General features: G+C 74.1%; 12 protein-coding genes and 2 tRNA genes. 3 read left to right on the top strand and 11 right to left on the bottom strand.

Annotated features, from left to right (window positions below):
- Positions 1-104 precede the first annotated feature (104 nt).
- The gene (locus tag ACIDOF_RS13195; protein WP_409006012.1) at positions 105-920 is read left to right on the top strand and encodes a YceI family protein; all 816 of its coding nucleotides are present in this window, start codon (positions 105-107) and stop codon (positions 918-920) included.
- Between the two features lie 10 nt (positions 921-930).
- Here the strand turns inward: ACIDOF_RS13195 and ACIDOF_RS13190 are convergent, their stop codons facing one another.
- From ACIDOF_RS13190 to ACIDOF_RS13140, 11 genes are all read right to left on the bottom strand, one after another.
- Positions 931-1,710 (bottom strand): TetR/AcrR family transcriptional regulator, encoded by a 780-nt coding sequence (locus ACIDOF_RS13190; RefSeq protein WP_409006011.1) that lies wholly within the window; start codon positions 1,708-1,710, stop codon positions 931-933.
- Between the two features lie 103 nt (positions 1,711-1,813).
- Positions 1,814-3,337: an MFS transporter gene (locus ACIDOF_RS13185; RefSeq protein ID WP_409006010.1), complete on the bottom strand. Its 1,524-nt coding sequence runs from the start codon at positions 3,335-3,337 to the stop codon at positions 1,814-1,816.
- 92 nt (positions 3,338-3,429) lie between these two features.
- On the bottom strand, positions 3,430-5,499 hold the full coding sequence (locus ACIDOF_RS13180) for an ArnT family glycosyltransferase (RefSeq protein ID WP_409006009.1): 2,070 nt from the start codon (positions 5,497-5,499) through the stop codon (positions 3,430-3,432).
- A complete protein-coding gene (locus ACIDOF_RS13175) occupies positions 5,496-6,848 on the bottom strand; it encodes a glycosyltransferase (protein WP_409006008.1) in 1,353 nt (450 codons plus the stop codon). The genes ACIDOF_RS13180 and ACIDOF_RS13175 overlap by 4 nt, the downstream gene beginning before the upstream one ends.
- Positions 6,849-6,873: 25 nt before the next feature.
- Positions 6,874-8,499, bottom strand: a complete 1,626-nt coding sequence (locus ACIDOF_RS13170) for a sensor histidine kinase (protein WP_409006007.1) — start codon at positions 8,497-8,499, stop codon at positions 6,874-6,876.
- Complete coding sequence (locus ACIDOF_RS13165) at positions 8,496-9,257, bottom strand: response regulator transcription factor (protein WP_409006006.1); 762 nt, start codon at positions 9,255-9,257, stop codon at positions 8,496-8,498. The genes ACIDOF_RS13170 and ACIDOF_RS13165 overlap by 4 nt, the downstream gene beginning before the upstream one ends.
- A gap of 166 nt (positions 9,258-9,423) precedes the next feature.
- Positions 9,424-10,251 carry an amidohydrolase family protein gene (locus ACIDOF_RS13160; protein ID WP_409006096.1) on the bottom strand — a complete coding sequence of 276 codons (828 nt, stop codon included), beginning with the start codon at positions 10,249-10,251 and terminating at the stop codon, positions 9,424-9,426.
- A 61-nt stretch (positions 10,252-10,312) separates the two neighbouring features.
- The gene (locus tag ACIDOF_RS13155; protein ID WP_409006005.1) at positions 10,313-10,771 is read right to left on the bottom strand and encodes an antibiotic biosynthesis monooxygenase family protein; all 459 of its coding nucleotides are present in this window, start codon (positions 10,769-10,771) and stop codon (positions 10,313-10,315) included.
- Positions 10,772-10,850: 79 nt separating this feature from the next.
- On the bottom strand, positions 10,851-11,765 hold the full coding sequence (locus tag ACIDOF_RS13150) for a DUF2797 domain-containing protein (protein ID WP_409006004.1): 915 nt from the start codon (positions 11,763-11,765) through the stop codon (positions 10,851-10,853).
- Between the two features lie 106 nt (positions 11,766-11,871).
- Positions 11,872-11,944 (bottom strand) — tRNA-Arg (locus ACIDOF_RS13145).
- A gap of 267 nt (positions 11,945-12,211) precedes the next feature.
- Positions 12,212-12,302: transfer RNA gene (locus ACIDOF_RS13140), tRNA-Ser, on the bottom strand.
- Between the two features lie 281 nt (positions 12,303-12,583).
- On the opposite strand from ACIDOF_RS13140, the gene ACIDOF_RS13135 reads away from it, so the two are divergent.
- Both ACIDOF_RS13135 and ACIDOF_RS13130 read left to right on the top strand, forming a co-directional pair.
- A complete protein-coding gene (locus ACIDOF_RS13135; RefSeq protein ID WP_409006095.1) occupies positions 12,584-13,048 on the top strand; it encodes an SSI family serine proteinase inhibitor in 465 nt (154 codons plus the stop codon).
- 275 nt (positions 13,049-13,323) lie between these two features.
- Positions 13,324-18,354 carry a PAS domain-containing protein gene (locus ACIDOF_RS13130; protein WP_409006003.1) on the top strand — a complete coding sequence of 1,677 codons (5,031 nt, stop codon included), beginning with the start codon at positions 13,324-13,326 and terminating at the stop codon, positions 18,352-18,354.
- The last annotated feature ends 87 nt before the right edge of the window (positions 18,355-18,441 follow it).

Raw genomic sequence — 18,441 nt, 5'->3', positions numbered from 1 at the left:
CGTGTCCGTTCCGAGCGGAGGCGGGCACGGCGAGCGGCAGGAGGAGGGCCCGGCGGGCAGGGGACGGCCCGCCGGGCCCCATATTTTTCAGCGAGGAGTGGAACGTGGGACTCAGCGCACGGATTCGTACGCGTGACGGGTGGGCCGTGCAGCACGCCGTCGTCACCCTGACCGACATGCGCGGCGCCCAGGTGCTGCGCGCCGAGGCGGACGAGGAGGGCGTGGTCCGCGGGGACGGGCTCGCGCCCGGCCCGTACACGGCGATCGTCACGGCCGTCGGGTACGCGCCCGCCGCGGCCACGGCACTGGTCTCGGCGAGCGGCCGGGCCGACCTGGGCACGGTGACGCTGACCCGGCAGGGCGGCGCGGAACTGCCGCCGCCGGGGGTGTGGACCCTCGACCCGGCGCATTCGTCGGTGGGCGCGGTCGCCCGGCACCTGGGGATCTCCAGCGTGCACGGCCGGTTCACGGAGTTCGGCGGGCGGATCGAGATCGCCGAGGACCCGCTGGCCTCGCGGGTGGACGCGGTGATCAGCTCGGCCTCGGTGGACACCGGGAACGGCATGCGCGACAAGCACCTGGTGTCGGCGGACTTCCTGGACGTGGAGCGGTTCCCGGAGATCCGGTACAGCAGTACGTCGGTGAGCGCCGCCGGGACCGACCGGTGGACCGTGCACGGCGAGCTGTCGCTGCACGGGGTGGTCCGGCCGGTCGACCTGGACCTGTCGTACCTGGGCACGGGGCCCGACCCGTGGGGCGGGCTGCGCGCCGCGTTCCACGCGACGGCGGAACTGCGCCGCGAGGACTTCGCGATGAACTACAACCAGGTGGTCCAGGCGGGCATCTCGGCGATCGGCGCGACGCTGCGGGTGGAGCTGGACATCCAGGCGGTGCAGGGGGAGTCGCTGCCGGGCGCCTGAGCCGCTGCCCTCACCCCTCGCCCGCTCGTTCGACCATCGCCTCGATGCCCGCGATCATCAGGTCGAGGGCGAAGCTGAAGTCGGCGTCCCAGATCTCGGTGACGGTGCGGCCGGCGTGGGTGTCGATGACGTCCTTCAGCTCGTCCAGCTGTTCCGCCATCTGCTCGTCGGCCTTGAACGCGGCCATCGCCTCGCCGTAGTACTCGTCGACGGTGAGGCCGGAGGCGGCGCAGCGCTGGATGTAGTTGCCCTCCATCGTGCCGAAGCCGTACGCGAACTGGAACACCGCCGCCGTCGCCCCGGTCCGCGCGGCCGGGGGCAGCCCGGTGGTGCGGATGATCTTCTGGACGGCCTCGGCGAACGCGATGGAGTGCGGGCCGATGTTCAGGTACGTGTTGAGGATCGCCGAGACCCACGGGTGCCGGACGAGCACCTCGCGGTAGTCCGCGGCGAGTCGGCGCAGGTGGACGCGCCAGTCCTGGCCGTCGTCGGGGTCGGTCAGCGGGAGTTCGCCGAAGACCGCGTCGACGGCCAGTTCGAGGATGTCGTCCTTGGTGTCCACGTACCAGTAGAGGGACATCGCCGTGACGTTCAGCTCGGTGGCGATGCGGCGCATGGACAGCTTGCCGAGGCCCTCGGCGTCCAGGAGCCGGATGGCGGTCGCGACGATCCGGTCGCGGTCCAGGCCCTCCGGCTGCTCGGCCCTGCGGGCGGCGGGGCGGGCGGTCCGGTTCTCCAGCCAGACGCTGGAGCGCGCCGGGTTCCTCGCGCGGTTCGCTGCGCTGACCATGGGGGCCTTCCTCTGTCGTCGTACGGGCACCGTTTGTGCTTGGCACCGTACCTGGGGCTGCCGCCCCAGACCCCGCTCCCTCAGTCGGCCTTCGGCCTCGTCCTCAAACGCCGGACGGGCTCATTTTCTCCGCCCGCGCCAGCATCGCCGCCGCCACGAGTCCCCCCGCGAACACCGCTGCCGCGCCGACCAGTTGGCTGGTCTGCAGGCCGGAGGCGAACGCGTCGGCGATCTGGCGGCGTTCGGCCGTGCTGCCCGCCGCCGCGAGGGCCGCCGGCAGGGACGCGGCGGTGACGGAGACGAGCGCGGCGAAGCGGGCGTTGAGGACCGCGCCGAGCACCGCGACCCCGAGGCCGTTGCCGAACTCGGCGAGCGTGCCGTTGATGCCCGCGCCGACGCCCGCCTTCTCCGCCGGGATGGCGCTCATGATCGCGTTGGCCATGGCCGGCTGCGACACCGCCATGCCCGCCCCGAACAGCACGAGCCCGAGCAGGATTCCGCCGTACGAGCCGTCCGTGCCGCCGCCGAGCAGGGCGATGGACGTGAGCCCGGCGGCCACCATGGTCATGCCGAGGACGACCGTACGGGGCGTGCCCAGCTTGACGACGACCTTCGGGCCGAGGCCCGTCAGGTTGAGCCCGACGATGGTCAGGGCGAGCGGCGCCATCCGCAGCCCGGCCTCCAACGGCTCGTACCCGAGGACGAATTGGAGGTGCTGGGTGAGCAGGAACAGCGATCCTCCCATGCCGAACACGACGAGCAGCGAACCCGCGATCGCGCCGACGAACTTCGGGCTGCGGAAGAAGTGCATGTCGAGCATCGGGTACGGGGTGCGCAGCTCCCACAGCGCGAAGAGCGCGAGCACCACGACGCCGACGGCCGCGGGGACCAGGACCTGTCCGGAGGTCCAGCCGTGCTCGGGGCCGACGATGATCGCGTAGACCAGCGTGGCCATGCCGATCGTGGAGAGCAGTGCGCCGAGCAGGTCGGGCCGGTCGCCCTGGGGGTTCTTCGACTCCGGGACCAGCTTGACGACGGCCGCGACGCCGAGGACCGCGACGGGGATGTTGATCAGGAAGATCGCGCCCCACCAGTAGTGGTTCAGGATCACGCCGCCGATCAGCGGGCCCGCGGCGAAGCCGAGCGAGCCGACCGTGGCCCACAGCGCGATGGCCTTGACCCGCTCGGCCTCGTCGAAGATCTGGATGACCACGGCGAGGGTCGTCGTCATCAGGAGCGCGCCGCCGATGCCCATGCCCGCGCGGGCGGCGATCAACTGCCCGCTGCTCTGGGCGAGTCCGGCGCAGAGCGAGCCGATGCCGAACAGCACGAGCCCGGCGGTCAGCATCAGCTTCCGCCCGTACCGGTCGGCGGCGTTGCCCGCGGTGAGCAGCAGCCCGGACTGCACGAGCGAGTACGCGTTGATCATCCACTGGATGTCGGCGGTGGACGCGTTCAGCTCCGTGGTGAGGGAGGGGATCGCGACGCTGAGGACGGTGTTGTCGAGCAGCACCGTCAGCTGGGCGAGGCAGATGACGCCGAGGATCAGCCAGCGCTGCGGGTGCCCGCCGGTGGTCGCGGCGGCCGGTGGCGGTTGGGGCTGCGATGGGTCGGTCGTCGCCGTCATGGGTCCCCCTGGTCTCGTGGGTCCGAAGTCTCTTGTACGGTGTAAAGGTCGCTTCCCTTACACCGTACAAGAGACTCTCCTGGGGCGTACTCCTATTTCCTCCGGGTGAGGTCGTAGAGGGTCGTGCCGTCGACGGTGGTCTTCTCGAAGTTCGCCGTGACCCAGTCGGTGAGGGCGGAGCTGCCGCCGCCCCTGCCCTGCCCGCCGCCGCCGCCGATGAACCAGTGGATCCTCCCGTCGGCCACGTACCGCTTGAACTGCGCGAGGGTCGGCGCCGGGTCGCTGCCGTTGAACCCTCCGATCGCCATCACCGGTTCCTCGGTGGCGAGTTGGTAGCTCGCGGCGTTCTGCGCGCCGACGGTGGCGGCGACCCAGGTGTACGCGCCCGAGCCCCGCTCCAGCTGCGCCTTCACCTTGCTGCCGACCTGGGAGCCGTTGAGCAGCCCGCCCATGCCGCCGCCTCCGGGTCGGGCGCCGCCGGCTCCTCGGGGACCGCCGCCGCCGGGTCGGCCGGGTCCGGTCTCGGGGGCGCCCTGGAGGGTGGGCGGGGGCTGCGCGCCCCGGGTGTTCGGTGGGGGAACCGGACGCAGGGCACCGCCCTCGGGGCCGCCCCGTCCGCCCGGGGCTGCGCCCGGCCCGCCGCGGCCGCCCGCGACCGTCGGGCCCGCCGTGACGATCGAGCCCGTGTGGCCCTCGCCGAGGGTCGTGACCGTGTACGCCGCCGGGCCCGCGAGGGCCGCGATCAGCCCCAACCCCGCTGCCGCCAGGCCCAGTCGACGACCGAGCCGGGCCGCGAGCAGCAGGCCGAGTGCCGCCGCGAGCCCACCCCCGAGCACCGCCCAGCGCAACCACGGCACGTACCCGGAGGAACGGCCGAGCAGGACGTACGACCAGGACGCGGTGACCGCGACCGTGCCCGCGAGGGCGGCGGCGGCCGGGAGGCGGCTGCGCTCCTCCCACAGGACCGTCGCGCCCATGCCGACGAGGGCCGCGAGGTACGGGGCGAGGGCCACTGTGTAGTACTCGTGGAAGATCCCCTGCATGAAGCTGAAGACGGCCGCCGTCGTCAGGAGCGAGCCGCCCCAGGCGAGGAACGCGGCGCGCGCCGTGTCCGTACGGCCCGCCCTGCGGGTCACGACCAGGCCCGCGACCAGCAGGATCAGCGCGGCGGGCAGCAGCCAGGAGATCTGGCCGCCGATGGTCGCGCCGAAGAGCCGGTCGACGCCGGTGTCGCCCCAGCCGCCGCCCCCGCCGGGTCCGCCCCCGCCGGGTCCGCCTCCGCCTCCGACGCTGCCTGTCTCCTCGCCGTTGATCCGGCCGAGGCCGTTGTAGCCGAAGGTCAGCTCCAGGAACGAGTTGTGCTGCGAGCCGCCGACGTACGGGCGCGAGGCCGCGGGCCACAGCTCGACGATCGCCGGCCACCAGCCACCCGACACCACCGACACCACGGCTGCGAGGGCGAGTTGGCCGAGGCGGCGGCGTACCGTCGTCGGGGCGCAGACCGCGTAGAGCAGCGCGAGCGGCGGCAGGATCAGGAAGGCCTGCAGGGTCTTCGTCAGGAACGCGAGCCCGACCGCGACCCCGGCCAGGACCAGCCACTTCGTACGGGCCTGTTCCAGGGCGCGCAGCACGCAGTACACGGTGACCGTCATCAGGAGCGCGAGCAGCGCGTCCGGATTGTTGAAGCGGAACATCAGCGCGGCCACCGGCGTCGACGCGAACACGACGACCGCGATCAGTCCCGCCGCCGGGCTGAACCGCCGCCGTACCGCCGCGTACAGCACCCCGGCCGTCGCCACCGCCATCAGCACCTGCGGCGCCAGGATCTGCCAGGAGCCGAGCCCGAAGAGGCGTACGGAGAGGGCCATCGGCCACAGCGCCGCCGGCGGCTTGTCGACGGTGATCGCGCTCGCGGCGTCGGACGAGCCGAAGAAGAACGCCTTCCAGGACTCGCTGCCCGCCTGAACGGCCGCCGAGTAGAAGGAGTTGGCGTACCCGGACGCGCTCAGGTTCCAGAGGTAGAGCGCGCCGGTCGCGGCGAGCAGGGCGAGCAGGAGGGGCCTGACCCAGCGGGGGTCGTCGGGGCGTCCGCGCCACAACTGCCGCAGGCGCGCCGGGGGTTGGGGGGCAGTGGTGGGGGCGGGCTGGGCGTGTGCGGTCATCGCTCGGTCCTGGTGGGGTGGGAGGGGGAGGTGCCGCGCTCCGTCTCCCGGCGGTCCGGGAAGACCCAGATCCGGTAGAGCAGGAAGCGGACGACGGTCGCCGCGAGGTTGGCGGCGACCAGCACGGTCAGCTCGGTGGCGTGCGCGACCCGGCCGCCGGCCGCGGCGTCGAGCGCCGCGAGGGAACCGCTGGTCAGCGCGAGACCGATGGCGAACACCACGAGCCCCTGGGCCTGATGGCGCACGGCCCGGCCCCGTCCACGTACCCCGAAGGTGAGCCTCCGGTTGGCGGCGGTGTTGGCGAGCGCCGAGACCAGCAGGGCCACGGCGTTGGCGACCTGCGCGCCCGAGCCGAGTGCGGTGCGCAGCAGCGAGTACAGCGCCAGGTAGAACAGCGTGGACAGCGCGCCCACGACGCAGAAGCCGACCAGCTGACGCGCCAACCCACCCGGCACACCGGCCAGTTGACGGTCCCGGGGGTCGTCCCCGAAGGGGCGCGCGAGCCGGTCGAGGGGGAGCGCGCCGACCGCGAGCGCCCGGCCGACCCGCCACACCCCCTTGAGGTCGTCGGCCGCCGTCCGGACGAGGTGCACGGTCGAGTCCGGGTCGTCCACCCAGTCGACGGGCACCTCGTGGATGCGCAGGCCGGCGCGCTCGGCGAGGACGAGCAGCTCGGTGTCGAAGAACCAGCCGGTGTCCTCGACCATCGGAAGCAGCCGCTCCGCCACCTCCCGCCGGATCGCCTTGAACCCGCACTGCGCATCGGAGAACCGCGCCGCGAGCGAACCGCGCAGGATCAGGTTGTACGTACGCGAGACGAACTCACGGCGCGGCCCGCGCACCACCCGTGAGCTGCGCGCGAGCCGCGAGCCGATCGCCAGGTCGGAGTGGCCGGAGATCAGCGGCGCGACCAGGGGGAGCAGTGCGTTCAGATCGGTGGAGAGGTCCACGTCCATGTACGCGAGGACCGGCGCGTCCGACCCCGCCCACACCGTGCGCAGCGCCCGCCCGCGCCCCTTCTGCTCCAGGCGGTGTGCCCGGACCTCGGGCAACTCGGCGTCGAGCCGGGCGGCGATCTGCGGGGTGCGGTCGGTGCTCGCGTTGTCGGCGATGGTGATCCGGAACCCGCCGCGCGGGCCGTCACCTCCGTCGACGCGCCCCGCCGCGCGGTACGGGAAGGTGCGGGTCAGATGGTCGTGCAGCCGGCGCACACAGCGGTCGAGGTCCTTCTCCTCGTTGTACACGGGCACGACCACGTCGAGAACGGGGGTGCCCAGCGGGCCTGCCGGGAGATGTGCGCGGGCCGGGAGCGGGTGCGGCCCCGGGGCCGGCGGAGAGTCGCTTCGCATACCGCGACACTCGTCAACTCCCCTGTCACGCCTGTGTGCTGAGGCTGTGCCCTGCCTGTGAGTCCGCGGGCGGTACGGCCGCGCAGGGCTCGGCGGCCGACTGCGGAACGCCCGCCTCCGCAGGGAGTCGTACGGCGAAGACCGTCCGGCCCGGCCTGCTCGTGACCGTCACCGTGCCGCCGTGGGCCGCCACGACCGCCTGCACGATGGCCAGCCCGAGCCCGGTCGACCCGGCGTGGCCGGAGCCCTGGTCGGCGGTGCCGGCACGGGACCGGGACGCGTCGCCGCGCGCGAACCGCTCGAAGACCCGCGGCAGCAGCTCCGCCGGAATCCCCGGACCGTCGTCCGCCACGTCGAGCCGGACCGCGGCCCCGTCCGTCCGCACGCGCGCGGTGACCGTCGTACCGGCCGGGGTGTGCGTGCGCGCGTTGGCCAGGAGATTGACGAGGACCTGCTGCAGGCGGGCCGCGTCGGCGCGGACTAGCGCAGGTTCCGGGGGCAGGTCGAGCCGCCAGTGGTGCCGCTGCCCGGCCGCCCGCGCATCGCCGACCGCGTCCACGACGAGCGGCGACAGATCCGTGGTCCCGTACGCGAGGGGCCGCCCGGCGTCCAGGCGGGCGAGCAGCAGCAGGTCCTCGACGAGGCCGGTCATGCGGGCCGCCTCGGACTCGATCCGGGCGAGCGCGTGCCGGGTGTCGGGGCCCGGCTCCTCGCGACCGCGCCGGGTCAGCTCGGCGTACCCGCGGATGGAGGCGAGCGGGGTGCGCAGCTCGTGGCCGGCGTCCGCGACGAACTGTCGTACCCGCGTCTCGCTCTCCTGGCGTGCGCTGAGCGCCCCGTGCACATGGTCGAGCATGCGGTTGAGGGCCGCGCCGACCTGGCCGACCTCGGTGCGCGGGTCGGCGTCGGGGACGCGTTCGGTGAGGGCGGGTTCGCCGCTGTGCAGGGGGAGTCGGGCCACGCGGGTCGCCGTCGACGCGACCCGGCGCAGCGGGCGCAGGGCGATGCCGATCATGGTGGCGCCCGCGATCCCGGCGGCCACGAGCCCGGCCCCGGCCACGCACAGCTCCACCACGACGAGGGTGCCGACCGTGTCCTCGACGCCCTTGGTCGGCACGCCGACCAGCAGCTCGCCCTCGGTGCCGTCGGGCACGTACAGGACGCGGTACTCGCCGAGTCCCGGCACGTCGACGTTGTGCGCCGCGCCGTCCTTCGGCACCGAGTCGAGGGCGGTGCGCTGGGCCGCGTCGAGCCCGGTCAGCTCGGCCCGCTCGCCGCGCCCGGCCGGGGCCTCGCTGACCGCCGCCTCGGTGACGTCGCCGTGCTCGACGACCGCGCCTATCGTGCCGAGCTCCGATCCGCCGAACGCGAGGAAGCGCAGCGGGTCCCGTACCTCGGGCATGCCGGGCGGCGCGCTCTTGGGCTTCGCCCGCGACTCGCGGTCGGCCACCTCGTGCAGCCCGCCGTCCAACTGCTCGTAGAGGTACGAGTGCAGCGCCACGGTCGTCACTGTCCCGATCACCGCGCAGACCAGCGCGATCAGCGCGATCGCACTGACCACGAGCCGGGCCCGCAGCGAGCCCGCCCGCCGGAACGGGGGACGGCCTCGGGGCGTCCGGGCTCCGGACGGCGGCTCGGGGCGTCCGCTCACGCCGCGGCCGTCGTCTCCGCCGGCTTGATCAGATAGCCGGCGCCGCGCCGCGTGTGGATCATCGGCGACCGCCCGGCGTCGATCTTCCGCCGCAGATACGAGATGTACAGCTCGACGACGTTGGCCTGGCCCCCGAAGTCGTAACTCCACACCCGGTCCAGGATCTGCGCCTTGCTGAGCACTCGCCGCGGGTTGCGCATCAGGTAGCGCAGCAGCTCGAACTCCGTCGCCGTGAGGTGGATCGACTCGCCGCCGCGCGTGACCTCGTGGCTGTCCTCGTCCAGCGTCAGGTCGCCGACCGCGAGCACGGACGCCGCCGCCCGCGCCGCCGCCCCCGACCGCCGGATCAGCCCGCGCAGCCGCGCCACGACCTCCTCCAGGCTGAACGGCTTCGTCACATAGTCGTCGCCGCCCGCCGTCAGGCCCGCGATCCGGTCCTCCACCGCGTCCTTGGCGGTGAGGAACAGCACGGGCACGTCCGGCAGTTCACGCCGCAGCCGCCCGAGGACGGTCAGCCCGTGCATGTCGGGCAGCATCACGTCGAGCACGACGGCGTCCGGCCGGAACGACCTGGCCGCCGCCACGGCCCCGGCCCCGTCGGCGGCGGTGCGGATCTCCCAGCCCTCGTAGCGCAGCGCCATGGAGAGCAGCTCGGTCAGGGACGACTCGTCGTCCACGACGAGGACCCGCACGGGGCTGCCGTCGGGCCGCAGCAGTTCGGTACGCGATGCGGTACGCGGTTCGAAACTCGTGGTCATACGCGCCACCCTGACCGCGCCCTCTGAGAACCCCCTTTCCCGAACCTGTGAATTTCCTGAGAAACGCCCGCCCCAGCGGTGGCCGCAACGGCAGCGACGGCTACGGCTACAGCTACGGCTACGGCTACGGCTACGGCTACGGCTACGGCTACGGCTACGGCTTCAGCTACAGCCCGAACAGCCGCGCCCCGTTGTCGTGGCACACCGCCCGCAGCCACGCGTCCCCGAGCCCGAGCCGTTCGAGCGCGTGGAGCTGGTGGACATACGGATACGGGATGTTGGGGAAGTCCGTGCCGAGCAGGACACGGTCGCCGAGGTCGGCGAGCCTGGCCCGTTCCCCGGCCGGGAAGGCGGCGAGCCGCTCGCTGAAGTCGGTGAACGCCATCGTCGTGTCGAGCCGCACCTCCGCGTACCGCTCGGCCAGGTCCAGGAAGTCCGCGTACTCCGGCATGCCCATGTGCGCCACGACGAGCCGCAGCCGGGGATGGCGCGCGAGCACCCGCCCCACCGGCTCGGGCCCGGTGTGCTTGCCGGGCTGCGGACCGGACCCGCAGTGCATCACCACCGGCGTGCCGGCCTCGGCGAGCAGTCCCCACACCGGGTCGAGCAGCTCGTCCGCCGGGTCGTAACCCCCCACCTGCACATGGGACTTGAAGACCCGCGCCCCCGCCTTGACGGCCTCGCGCACATATCCCTCCACGCCAGGCTCGGGGAACAGCGTCGCCGTGTGCAGGCAGTCCGGCGTGCGCCCGGCGAACTCGGCCGCCCAGCCGTTCAGCCAGGCCGCCATGCCGGGCTTGTGCGGATAGAGCATCGCCGTGAACGCCCGCACCCCGAACTCCCGCAACAGCGCGAGCCGTTCGGCCTCCTCCTGCCGGTACGTGATCGGCCACTCCATCCCGGTGAGCGGGCCGACCCCGTCGAAGTACGCCCAGACCTTGCGCAGCACCCGCTCCGGCATGAAGTGCGTGTGGACGTCGACGAGGCCGGGCACCCCGAGCCGCCGCCAGAACGCCCGTACGGCCTCGGGCTCGCTGCTCTCCCGGAGGGTCCGGCTACTGGTCCCGCTGTTCGCGCTGACCGCGTTGTCCCCGCACAAAGGAGTAGCTCCTCTCCACCTTCGTCACGTGCACCGAGTAGCTCTCGTACCAGTGCTTCCGGCCGTTGCGCTGGGCCGCGCGGTGCTCCGCCTGCGAGCGCCACTCCTCGATCGCGTCGGTGCTCTCGAAGTACCCGACGGTGATGCCGAGCCCGCCCGGCGTCCGCGCCGACTCCACCCCGAGGAACCCGGGCACCTCCTGCACCAACTCGTCCATCCGCTCGGCCACTTCGCCGTACCCCTGGTCCCCCTCCGTGCGCAGCGACGTGAAGATCACCGCGTAGTACGGCGGCTCGAACGCGGCGAGCGGACCGCCCGCCGAAGAACCCGAACCGGAACCGGAACCGGAGTCTGCCCCTGCGTCCGAACGCGAACCCGAACCCGTACCTGCGCCTGCACCCGAATCAGTGGTCATGCCACCCACTCTCGACACTCACCCCGCCCGTGTCCATGGCCCCACCCCCGACCAGGCGGGGCCGCCCCGGCAACTCCCCTCAGAACAGCCCGCCCTGCACGCCCCCGCCCGCCTCCTCCCGCACCGAAAGCGGCTCCACCGGAACGCTCACGCCGACCCGCTCCGCGTCCGCCGCGACGAGTTCCCAGCCGCCGAGCAGCCGCCCGTCCACGACCACCGGACCGCCCCCGTCCCGCGGCCGGAGGAACAGGTCCGGCCCGGCGGCCCCGACGAGCCGCCCGGCGACCCCGCCGCCGGCCACCAGCTCCCGCACGACCCGCACCTGCGCGGCCGGCTCCGCTCGCATCGCGTCGAGCCCGAACAGGTCCGTGTGGTCGACGGGTTGGAACTCCGACCGCTCCAGCGACTCGGGCCAGCCGGGAAGCGCGACGGCCCGCGCATGGCAGTCCCGGAGCTCCGCCAGCCGCTCCTCGACCGGCGGCAGAGCGAGCCGCACGGCCCGCTTGCGCGCGTACGGAATCCGGTCCGGCACCTTCAGCGCCGCCCCGAGCAGCTCCTCCGCCCGCCGCGCCGCCATCAACGGCCCCCGCCCGAGCCACGCGAACGCCACGGCCCCCTGCTCGTGCAGCCGCGCGGGCCCGCGCCGCACCCCCGTGATCCCCACCTTCAGCAACCCGGGCCCGAACCACGCCACATACACGGCGTACGGCCGCTGGTCACCGGCGTTGGTGTCCGCCGCGACGGAGAACGACCGGTCGATCCGCGCGCACTCCGCGCACTGGTCCCGCGTCCCCCGCCCCGGCACGACGGCCCCCACCGGACACGGCGTACGCCGCCCCGCTCTCCACACGCCGACACAGCGCCGCTCGCCCCGCGCCACGAACGCCAGCTCCTGCCCGAACGCGAGCGCACTGCCCCGCTCCCGCCCGGCCCCGAACCACCGCAGCTCAGGCCGCCCCTCGGCCCACCGAACCCCCGCACACGACCACGCCATGCCCCCAGCATGCGCCCCACCACTGACAACCCGAGGCGTTGTCCACAGGGCCGAGAACGCACACAACGCGAGAGGCCCGGACTTTCGTCCGGGCCTCTCATCTGTGTGCACTCGGCAGGATTCGAACCTGCAACCTTCTGATCCGTAGTCAGATGCTCTATCCGTTAAGCTACGAGTGCTTGTTTTGTTTTTTGTCTTCGCTCCCCGGCCTTTCGGCCCGCTCGCGGCGACAGGAAGAACATTACATGACTGCCGTCGTCATGTGAAATCCGATTGCCTCACCCCTTGTGACCTGCGGAAACGCATCTACGGACGCACTTGCGGCCGTGCCTGCGGACGCGCCTGCGGGTGGCGGCGGGCCGGCTCCGCCGGGTGCTGTCGACGGTCGGGGACGCCGAACGCACCGAAGCCCCGGTCCATCAGGACCGGGGCTTCGGATCTTGCTGCGGAGGCGGAGGGATTTGAACCCTCGATGGGCTTTAAGACCCAAACCGCATTAGCAGTGCGGCGCCATAGACCGGACTAGGCGACGCCTCCAGCACACCGCGCTCGCACGTGGTGCGTTGCAGATGATGACACAGCCCGCCGGGCTGTCACCAATCGCCCCCCACGGTACTAGGCAGGCAGGCGGCAGGGCAAAGCCTTAGGACCGGCGCGGCCTGCGGCGATGTGCGCGGGGGCGGGCGGAGCGCAACGTACGGGCGCTTCGGGCGTTAGTAGCGGTGAAGCGTTTCCCCTCCGCGGAGGCGCCGACGTCCCGACGTGCGGGCCTGCGTCCCGTGCGTCCCCGCAGTCCCCTAGTAGTGGAGTCCCCCGTGCTGCTGCGCCGTATCGCCTGTACCGCCGTCGCGTCCCTCGCCGCGCTGTCCGCGTCGCCCGCGCTCGCCCAGGAGGCCGCGCCCGTGCCGCGGTTACCGCTGGCCGAGCAGGACCACCTGACCGTGACCGTGTCGGACACCGGCACCGCCGAGGACGGCACGTACCGCCTGGAGTGCGGGAGCGACGGCAGCTTCGGCGGGACGCACCACCGCGCGGAGGCCGCCTGCGACCGGCTCGAACAGCTCGCGCAGGACGGCGAGGACCCGTTCGCGCCGGTGCCCGAGGGCTCGCTCTGCACGATGCAGCACGGCGGCCCGGGCACGGCCCACGTCACCGGCGTCTGGCAGGGCCGGCCGGTGAGCGCGTCGTACGACCGCAGCGGCGGGTGCGAGATCGGGCGGTGGAACGCGCTGGTGCCGGTGCTGCCGGACGTCGCGGGCGGCGGCCCCCGCACGGCGTTCTGAGACGCCCACCGAGGCCTCCTGAAGGGGTCTGCGGGCCAACTCCGGGGCGGGCGCCGGGGGTTGTGCGGCTCGTGTGCGGTGCGCGGGCGGGAGCCATGCACTCCCGTCACAGCGTGCGCGCGGGGCGCACACACCTCCTCCGTGCGACCTCCCTCTCATCCGGCGTCGCGAGCGCAACCCGTGCCCGTAGACTCCTTCCCGTGACACGCCAAGGGCCGCGGGACCGGGGGTCCCAGAGGCCGGCAAAAGGGCAGTAACAGGGAGGATCCGTCGTCGTGAGCAGCAGGCCATCCCGAGGCGCTGCTCGCCTCGCAGCCATACTCGACGCCCTTCCGGACGCGCTGTTGCTCGTCAACGCCAACGGCACGGTCGTCAACGCCAACAGCATCGCGCTGGACACCTTCGAGACGTCCGGCTGGTCCCTGGTCGGGCGTGGTCTGCTCGACCTGCTGCCGGAGTTCGACTCGCGGCTGATCCCGGGCTCGATGCGGCGCCCCGACTCCGTGGACGCGGACAGTCACGGGCGCACCAAGCCGCGGCGGATGACGGCACGGCGCACGGACGGAAGCGAGTTCCCGGTCGAAGTCACCAGTGCGAATCTGGAGGACTCCCGGGACGCGTACGAGTCGCACGGCAGTTACGGATATTCCGGCGACGAGCTCCTGATGCTCGTCGTACGGGATCTTTCCGGCACCGTGGACACCGAGGCGGAGCTGGCGCGTTCACAGCGGCAGACCGAGATGATCCTGCGCGCGGCGGCCGAGGGCGTCGTGGGCACGGACACCGAGGGCCGGGTCGTCCTCGTGAACCCGGCGGCCGCGCAGATCCTCGGCTACCGCGCGAGCGACCTGGGCGGCAAGGAACTGCACGCCCTGGTGCAGCACTCGCGGCCGGACGGCGAACCGTTCCCGTACGAGGAGAGCCCCCTCGCCGACACCCTGCGGTCCGGGCGCAAGCACCGGGTGCGCGGGCAGGTGCTGTGGGCGAAGGACGGCAGCAAGGTCAAGGTCGACCTGACGACGGCGCCGGTGCGGGACGGGGACCAGCTGGTCGGCGCGGTCCTGGCGTTCACGGACCGCCGCGCGTACGACGAACTCGTCGAGCAGCACGCCCTGGAGACCGCGAAGGCCGAGGAGCGGTACGCGGAGCTGGAGCAGCGCGAACAGCAGCGGTACGCCGAGCTGGAGCAGCGCGAGCAGCAGCGGTACGCGGAGCTGGAGGCGCGCGAGAAGGAGCGGTACGAGACGCTCGCCGAGCGCGAGAAGGATCGTTACGCGGCCCTGGCCGAGCGGGAGAAGGACCGGTACGAGGCGCTCGTCGAGCGGGAGAGCGAGCGGTACGAGGCGCTGTCGGCACGGCACGCCCAGCTGCTCGCCGTGCTCGGCGGTTCGCTGCGCGGGCCGCTGGAGGAGATGCGCCGCGAGCTCGGCACGCTCGCCGCGGACCCGGCGGGCCAGCTGTGGCCCGAGGCCAACCAGGTGCTGCACCACCTGGCCGCCGGATACGGCCGGATGACGGCGCTCGTCGACAACGTCCTGGCGTACCAGCACCTCGACACCGGCGCCGCCGAGCTGCACAAGCAACGCGTCCTGATCGACGGCGTGGTGGCCGCGGGCGTCGAGGGCGCCGTGGAGCTGATCGGCCCCGGCCGCGCCCAGTTCGCCGTGCACGCGCCGCCGTTGGAGGCCGAGGTGGACGGGCCGCGGCTCGCCACCGCGCTCGCGCACCTGATCGCGGACGTCGCCGGCATCGACGCGACGGGCAACGCGCGCGTGCCCGCGGGCCCGGCCGCCGCGGGCCAGGTCGACTCGACGATCGTGGTGGCCGCGGCCCAGCGCGGCGAGGTCGTACGCATCGAGGTGCGCGGTCCGTACGCGGGCGGCGATCCCGTGCATGCGCCGGTCGTCCGCGGCATCGTGCGGGCGCACGGCGGTGTGCTGCAGACGCACGAGGTGCCGGGGATGAGCGGCAGCGCGTACGTCCTGGAGGTCCCGCTGGGCGCTCCGGCGGGCACGGACGGGGCGGGTGCGCCGGAGGAGTCCGTTGCCGGGGCCTCCGATGTGGCCGCCGCATCCGCTGTGGGCGCTTCCGGGTCCGCTCCTGGTGTGGCTCCTGGCGGGGCTCTTGAGCTGGCCGCCGGGGCTACGGCTCCTGAGGGGGCTGCGGGAGGTGCGGTTCCTGAGGGGGCTGCTGCGGACGTTCCGGTTCCGGTGCCTGCCCAGCAGCAGACCGAGGGCCGGGGGCGGCGGCGGGCGCGGCGTGGGCCGTCGGTGGACGCGTTCCTCGACGACAGCTCCGCCGGTCCCGACGAGGCGGAGTCCGCGGAGAGTTCGGAGCCGGTGGAGGAGCCGCGCGGCCGTCGCCGCCGCCGGGCCGCCGCTCCGGAGGGGCCGCAGGGCGGGGACCTCGTACCCGCGCAGAGCTCCGACGAGATGCCGACCGACGGTACGGGTGTCGCCGAACTCGCGGGAGCCGCAGGTGTCGCGGATGCCCAGGCGGCCGCCGCTGTCGCCGGTACGGGACGCAGGCGGCGCCGGCCGGCCGCGGCCGAGGCGCAGGGCGAGGCGGCCCAGGGTTCCGTGGTGACCGCGGCCGAGCACGCCTCGGGTTCCGCGTCCGGCGCCGGGCAGCGGCTCGGCGACACGGTGCCGCCGCAGGGCATGCCGGTCCCGGCCGAGTCCGCGGGCGTCGCGCCGACCGGGCGCAGGGCGCGGCGGGGCGTGGAGGGGGCGCCGCAGGCGCTGGCCGCGCTGCCCGCCGCGGGGACGGAACAACAGGCCGAGCTCGCCGAGCAGGCCGCTCCGGGTACGGAAGAGAACGTTCAGGCGGGGCAGGCAGAGCAGGCGGCGCAGGCGGCTCCGGGCGCCGGGGTGGCCGAGGGCGCCGAGGTCGAGGTGCGGCCCCGGGGGCGGCGGGCGCGGCGTGCCCTCGCCGCCGCGCAGGAGCGTGCCGCGGCCGCCGAGCGCGGGCCGCGGACCACCTTCGCGCTGCCGCCCGCCGAGGCCGACCGCGCGCCCGAGGGCACGCCCGCGGCGCACGCCGCAGAGGCCGCGCCCGGGGCTGCCGTGCCCGGTGCCGCCGTGCCTGGAGCTGCCGTGCCCGGGGCTGCAATGCCTGGTGCCGTGCCTGTGCAGGAGGGCGTGCCCGCGCCTGCTGCCGTCGAAGTGCCGGACGCCGACGTCGAGTTGACGCACCCGGCGGACGTCGAGGGCGACCACGCCTACAACGCGCCCGCCGGTCCTGCCGCCGACCACACGCCGCCGCAGCCGCACCCCGTGCCGGCGCCGACCGGCAGGCGCCGGGCCCGCCCGGCGCCCGAGCCGGAGGCCGTACCGGTGCCTGTGCCTGCGCCTGCGCCTGCGCCTGCGCCCGAGGCTGTTCCCGTACCGGAGGCTGTGGAGGGCCCGGAGAACGTCCAGGGTGCGGCGGGTACGGAGGCCGCGCCTGCCGTGGCCGCCGCCGTGCCCGCCGCGCTGCCGCCCGAGCAGGAGCCCGTGGCGGCCGCGCCGCAGGAGGGCGAGCCGGTGCAGGCCGTACCGGCGACGGCACCGGAAGAGGCACCTCCGGCGGCTCAGGCACAGCAGGCAGCCCCGGCGGCTCAGGCTCCCGAGGCACCGGCCGTGGGCCCCGAGCAGGCCCCGGAAGCGGAAGCACCTGCTCCCGCCCCGGCCTCCGCTCCGGCCGCCCCGGCCGCCCCGGCCGAAACTCCTGAGGCAGCCCAGCCGTTGCCTCAGCCTCAGCCCCAACCGGAAGCCGCGCCCCAGCCCCAGCCGCAACCGCAGGCTCAGCCCCAAGCGCAGCCGCAGGCCCAGCGGAATCGGCTCGCGCAGCCGCTGCCCGCCGAGGCGGACGCTCCGGCAGGCGGGTCGAGCAACTCGACGCAGGGCCGGGCGATCAGCGTGCGCACGCTCGGGCAGGGCGTCCCGTTCGCCCAGCACATCGCGGAGCAGCAGCGGAAGCCCGGGCAGCCGGGTCAACCGACCCAGCCCGGCCAGCCCGGACAACCGGCTCAGCCCGGCCAGCCCGGCCAGCCCGGCCAGCCCGGACCGCTTCCGCCCCGGCCGCAGGGCCAGCCCGCCAACGCGACCAAGTCGCAGACGGGCAGCCTGAACACGTCCGGCGGTCAGTCGTCCGGCGGTTCCGGCCGCCGTCGCAAGCTGGGCACTCCGCAGGCCAAGCCCGAGGCGCAGGCCGCCGAGGCACCGCAGACACCCCCCGGCACCCCCGGCGCCCCTGGCCCGCAGCCGGGCCCGCAGCCCGCGACCGGCTCACTGCCCGGCTCGGGCCCCCTGCCGGGTTCCGGTTCGCTCCCGGGTTCCGGTTCGCTCCCGGGTTCCGGTTCGCTTCCGGGTTCGGGCCCGCTTCCGGGTTCCGGTTCGCTCCCTGGCTCGGGGCCGCTTCCGGGTTCCGGTTCGCTCGCCGGGGCCGGGCCGCTGCCCGGTGCCGAGGCGCATCGCTCGGAGGGCCGGTCGTACGCGATCGGCGCCCCGGACGAGGGTGCCGAGGGCCCGGAGCCGCTCGACGGTCCCGGCGGCGCGGTCGAGGTGGCGAACAGCCCGCAGCCGCAGCCGATGGACGACGAGCTGCCGCCCGAGCCGCTCGACAACCCGCGTCGGCTGCTCGTCTGGCCCGCGCCGGACATGTCCACCCAGCAGGCGCTGAGCGACCGCGGCTACCGCCCGGTGATCGTGAACTCCCGCGACGAGGTGGACGCCCAGATCGCGGCGTTCCCGGCCGCGCTGTTCGTCGACCCGCTGACCGGGCCGATCACGCGGACCGCGCTCCAGTCGCTGCGGCAGGCGGCGGTCGCGGCCGAGGTGCCCGTCCTGGTGACGGCCGGACTCGGCCAGGCCTCCCGCGAGGCGGCGTACGGCGCCGACCCCGCCGTGCTCCTGAAGGCGCTCGCGCCGCGGGACAGCGAACAGCACCCGCCGCGCGTCCTGCTGATCGAGGAGCACGACGAGATCGCGCGGGCGCTCACGGCCACGCTCGAACGGCGCGGCATGCAGGTCGCGCGGGCCAGCGCGGACGCGGACGCGGTGACGCTCGCGACGCAGATGCACCCGAACCTGGTCGTGATGGATCTGCTGCAGGTCCGCCGCAGGAGGGCCGGGATCGTCGACTGGCTGCGTGCCAACGGGCAGTTGAACCGCACCCCGCTGGTCGTCTACACCGCGGCCGTCGACCCGTCGGACCTGCCGAAGCTGGCCTCCGGCGAGACCGTGCTGTTCCTCGCCGAGCGGTCCACGAGCGCGGAGGTCCAGGCCCGGATCGTCGACCTGCTCGCGAAGATCGGCACCAACTGACCGGCACCAACTGACCGGCACCAACTGACCGTCGCCGACTGACCGTTGCCGTACGGCCGTTACGCGGATGGGGCGCTGTTTCACGTG

This window comes from Streptomyces sp. Da 82-17, from assembly GCF_046098215.1.
In the GTDB taxonomy this organism is placed as follows: domain Bacteria; phylum Actinomycetota; class Actinomycetes; order Streptomycetales; family Streptomycetaceae; genus Streptomyces.
This window is presented reverse-complemented; position numbering and strand designations above follow the sequence as displayed.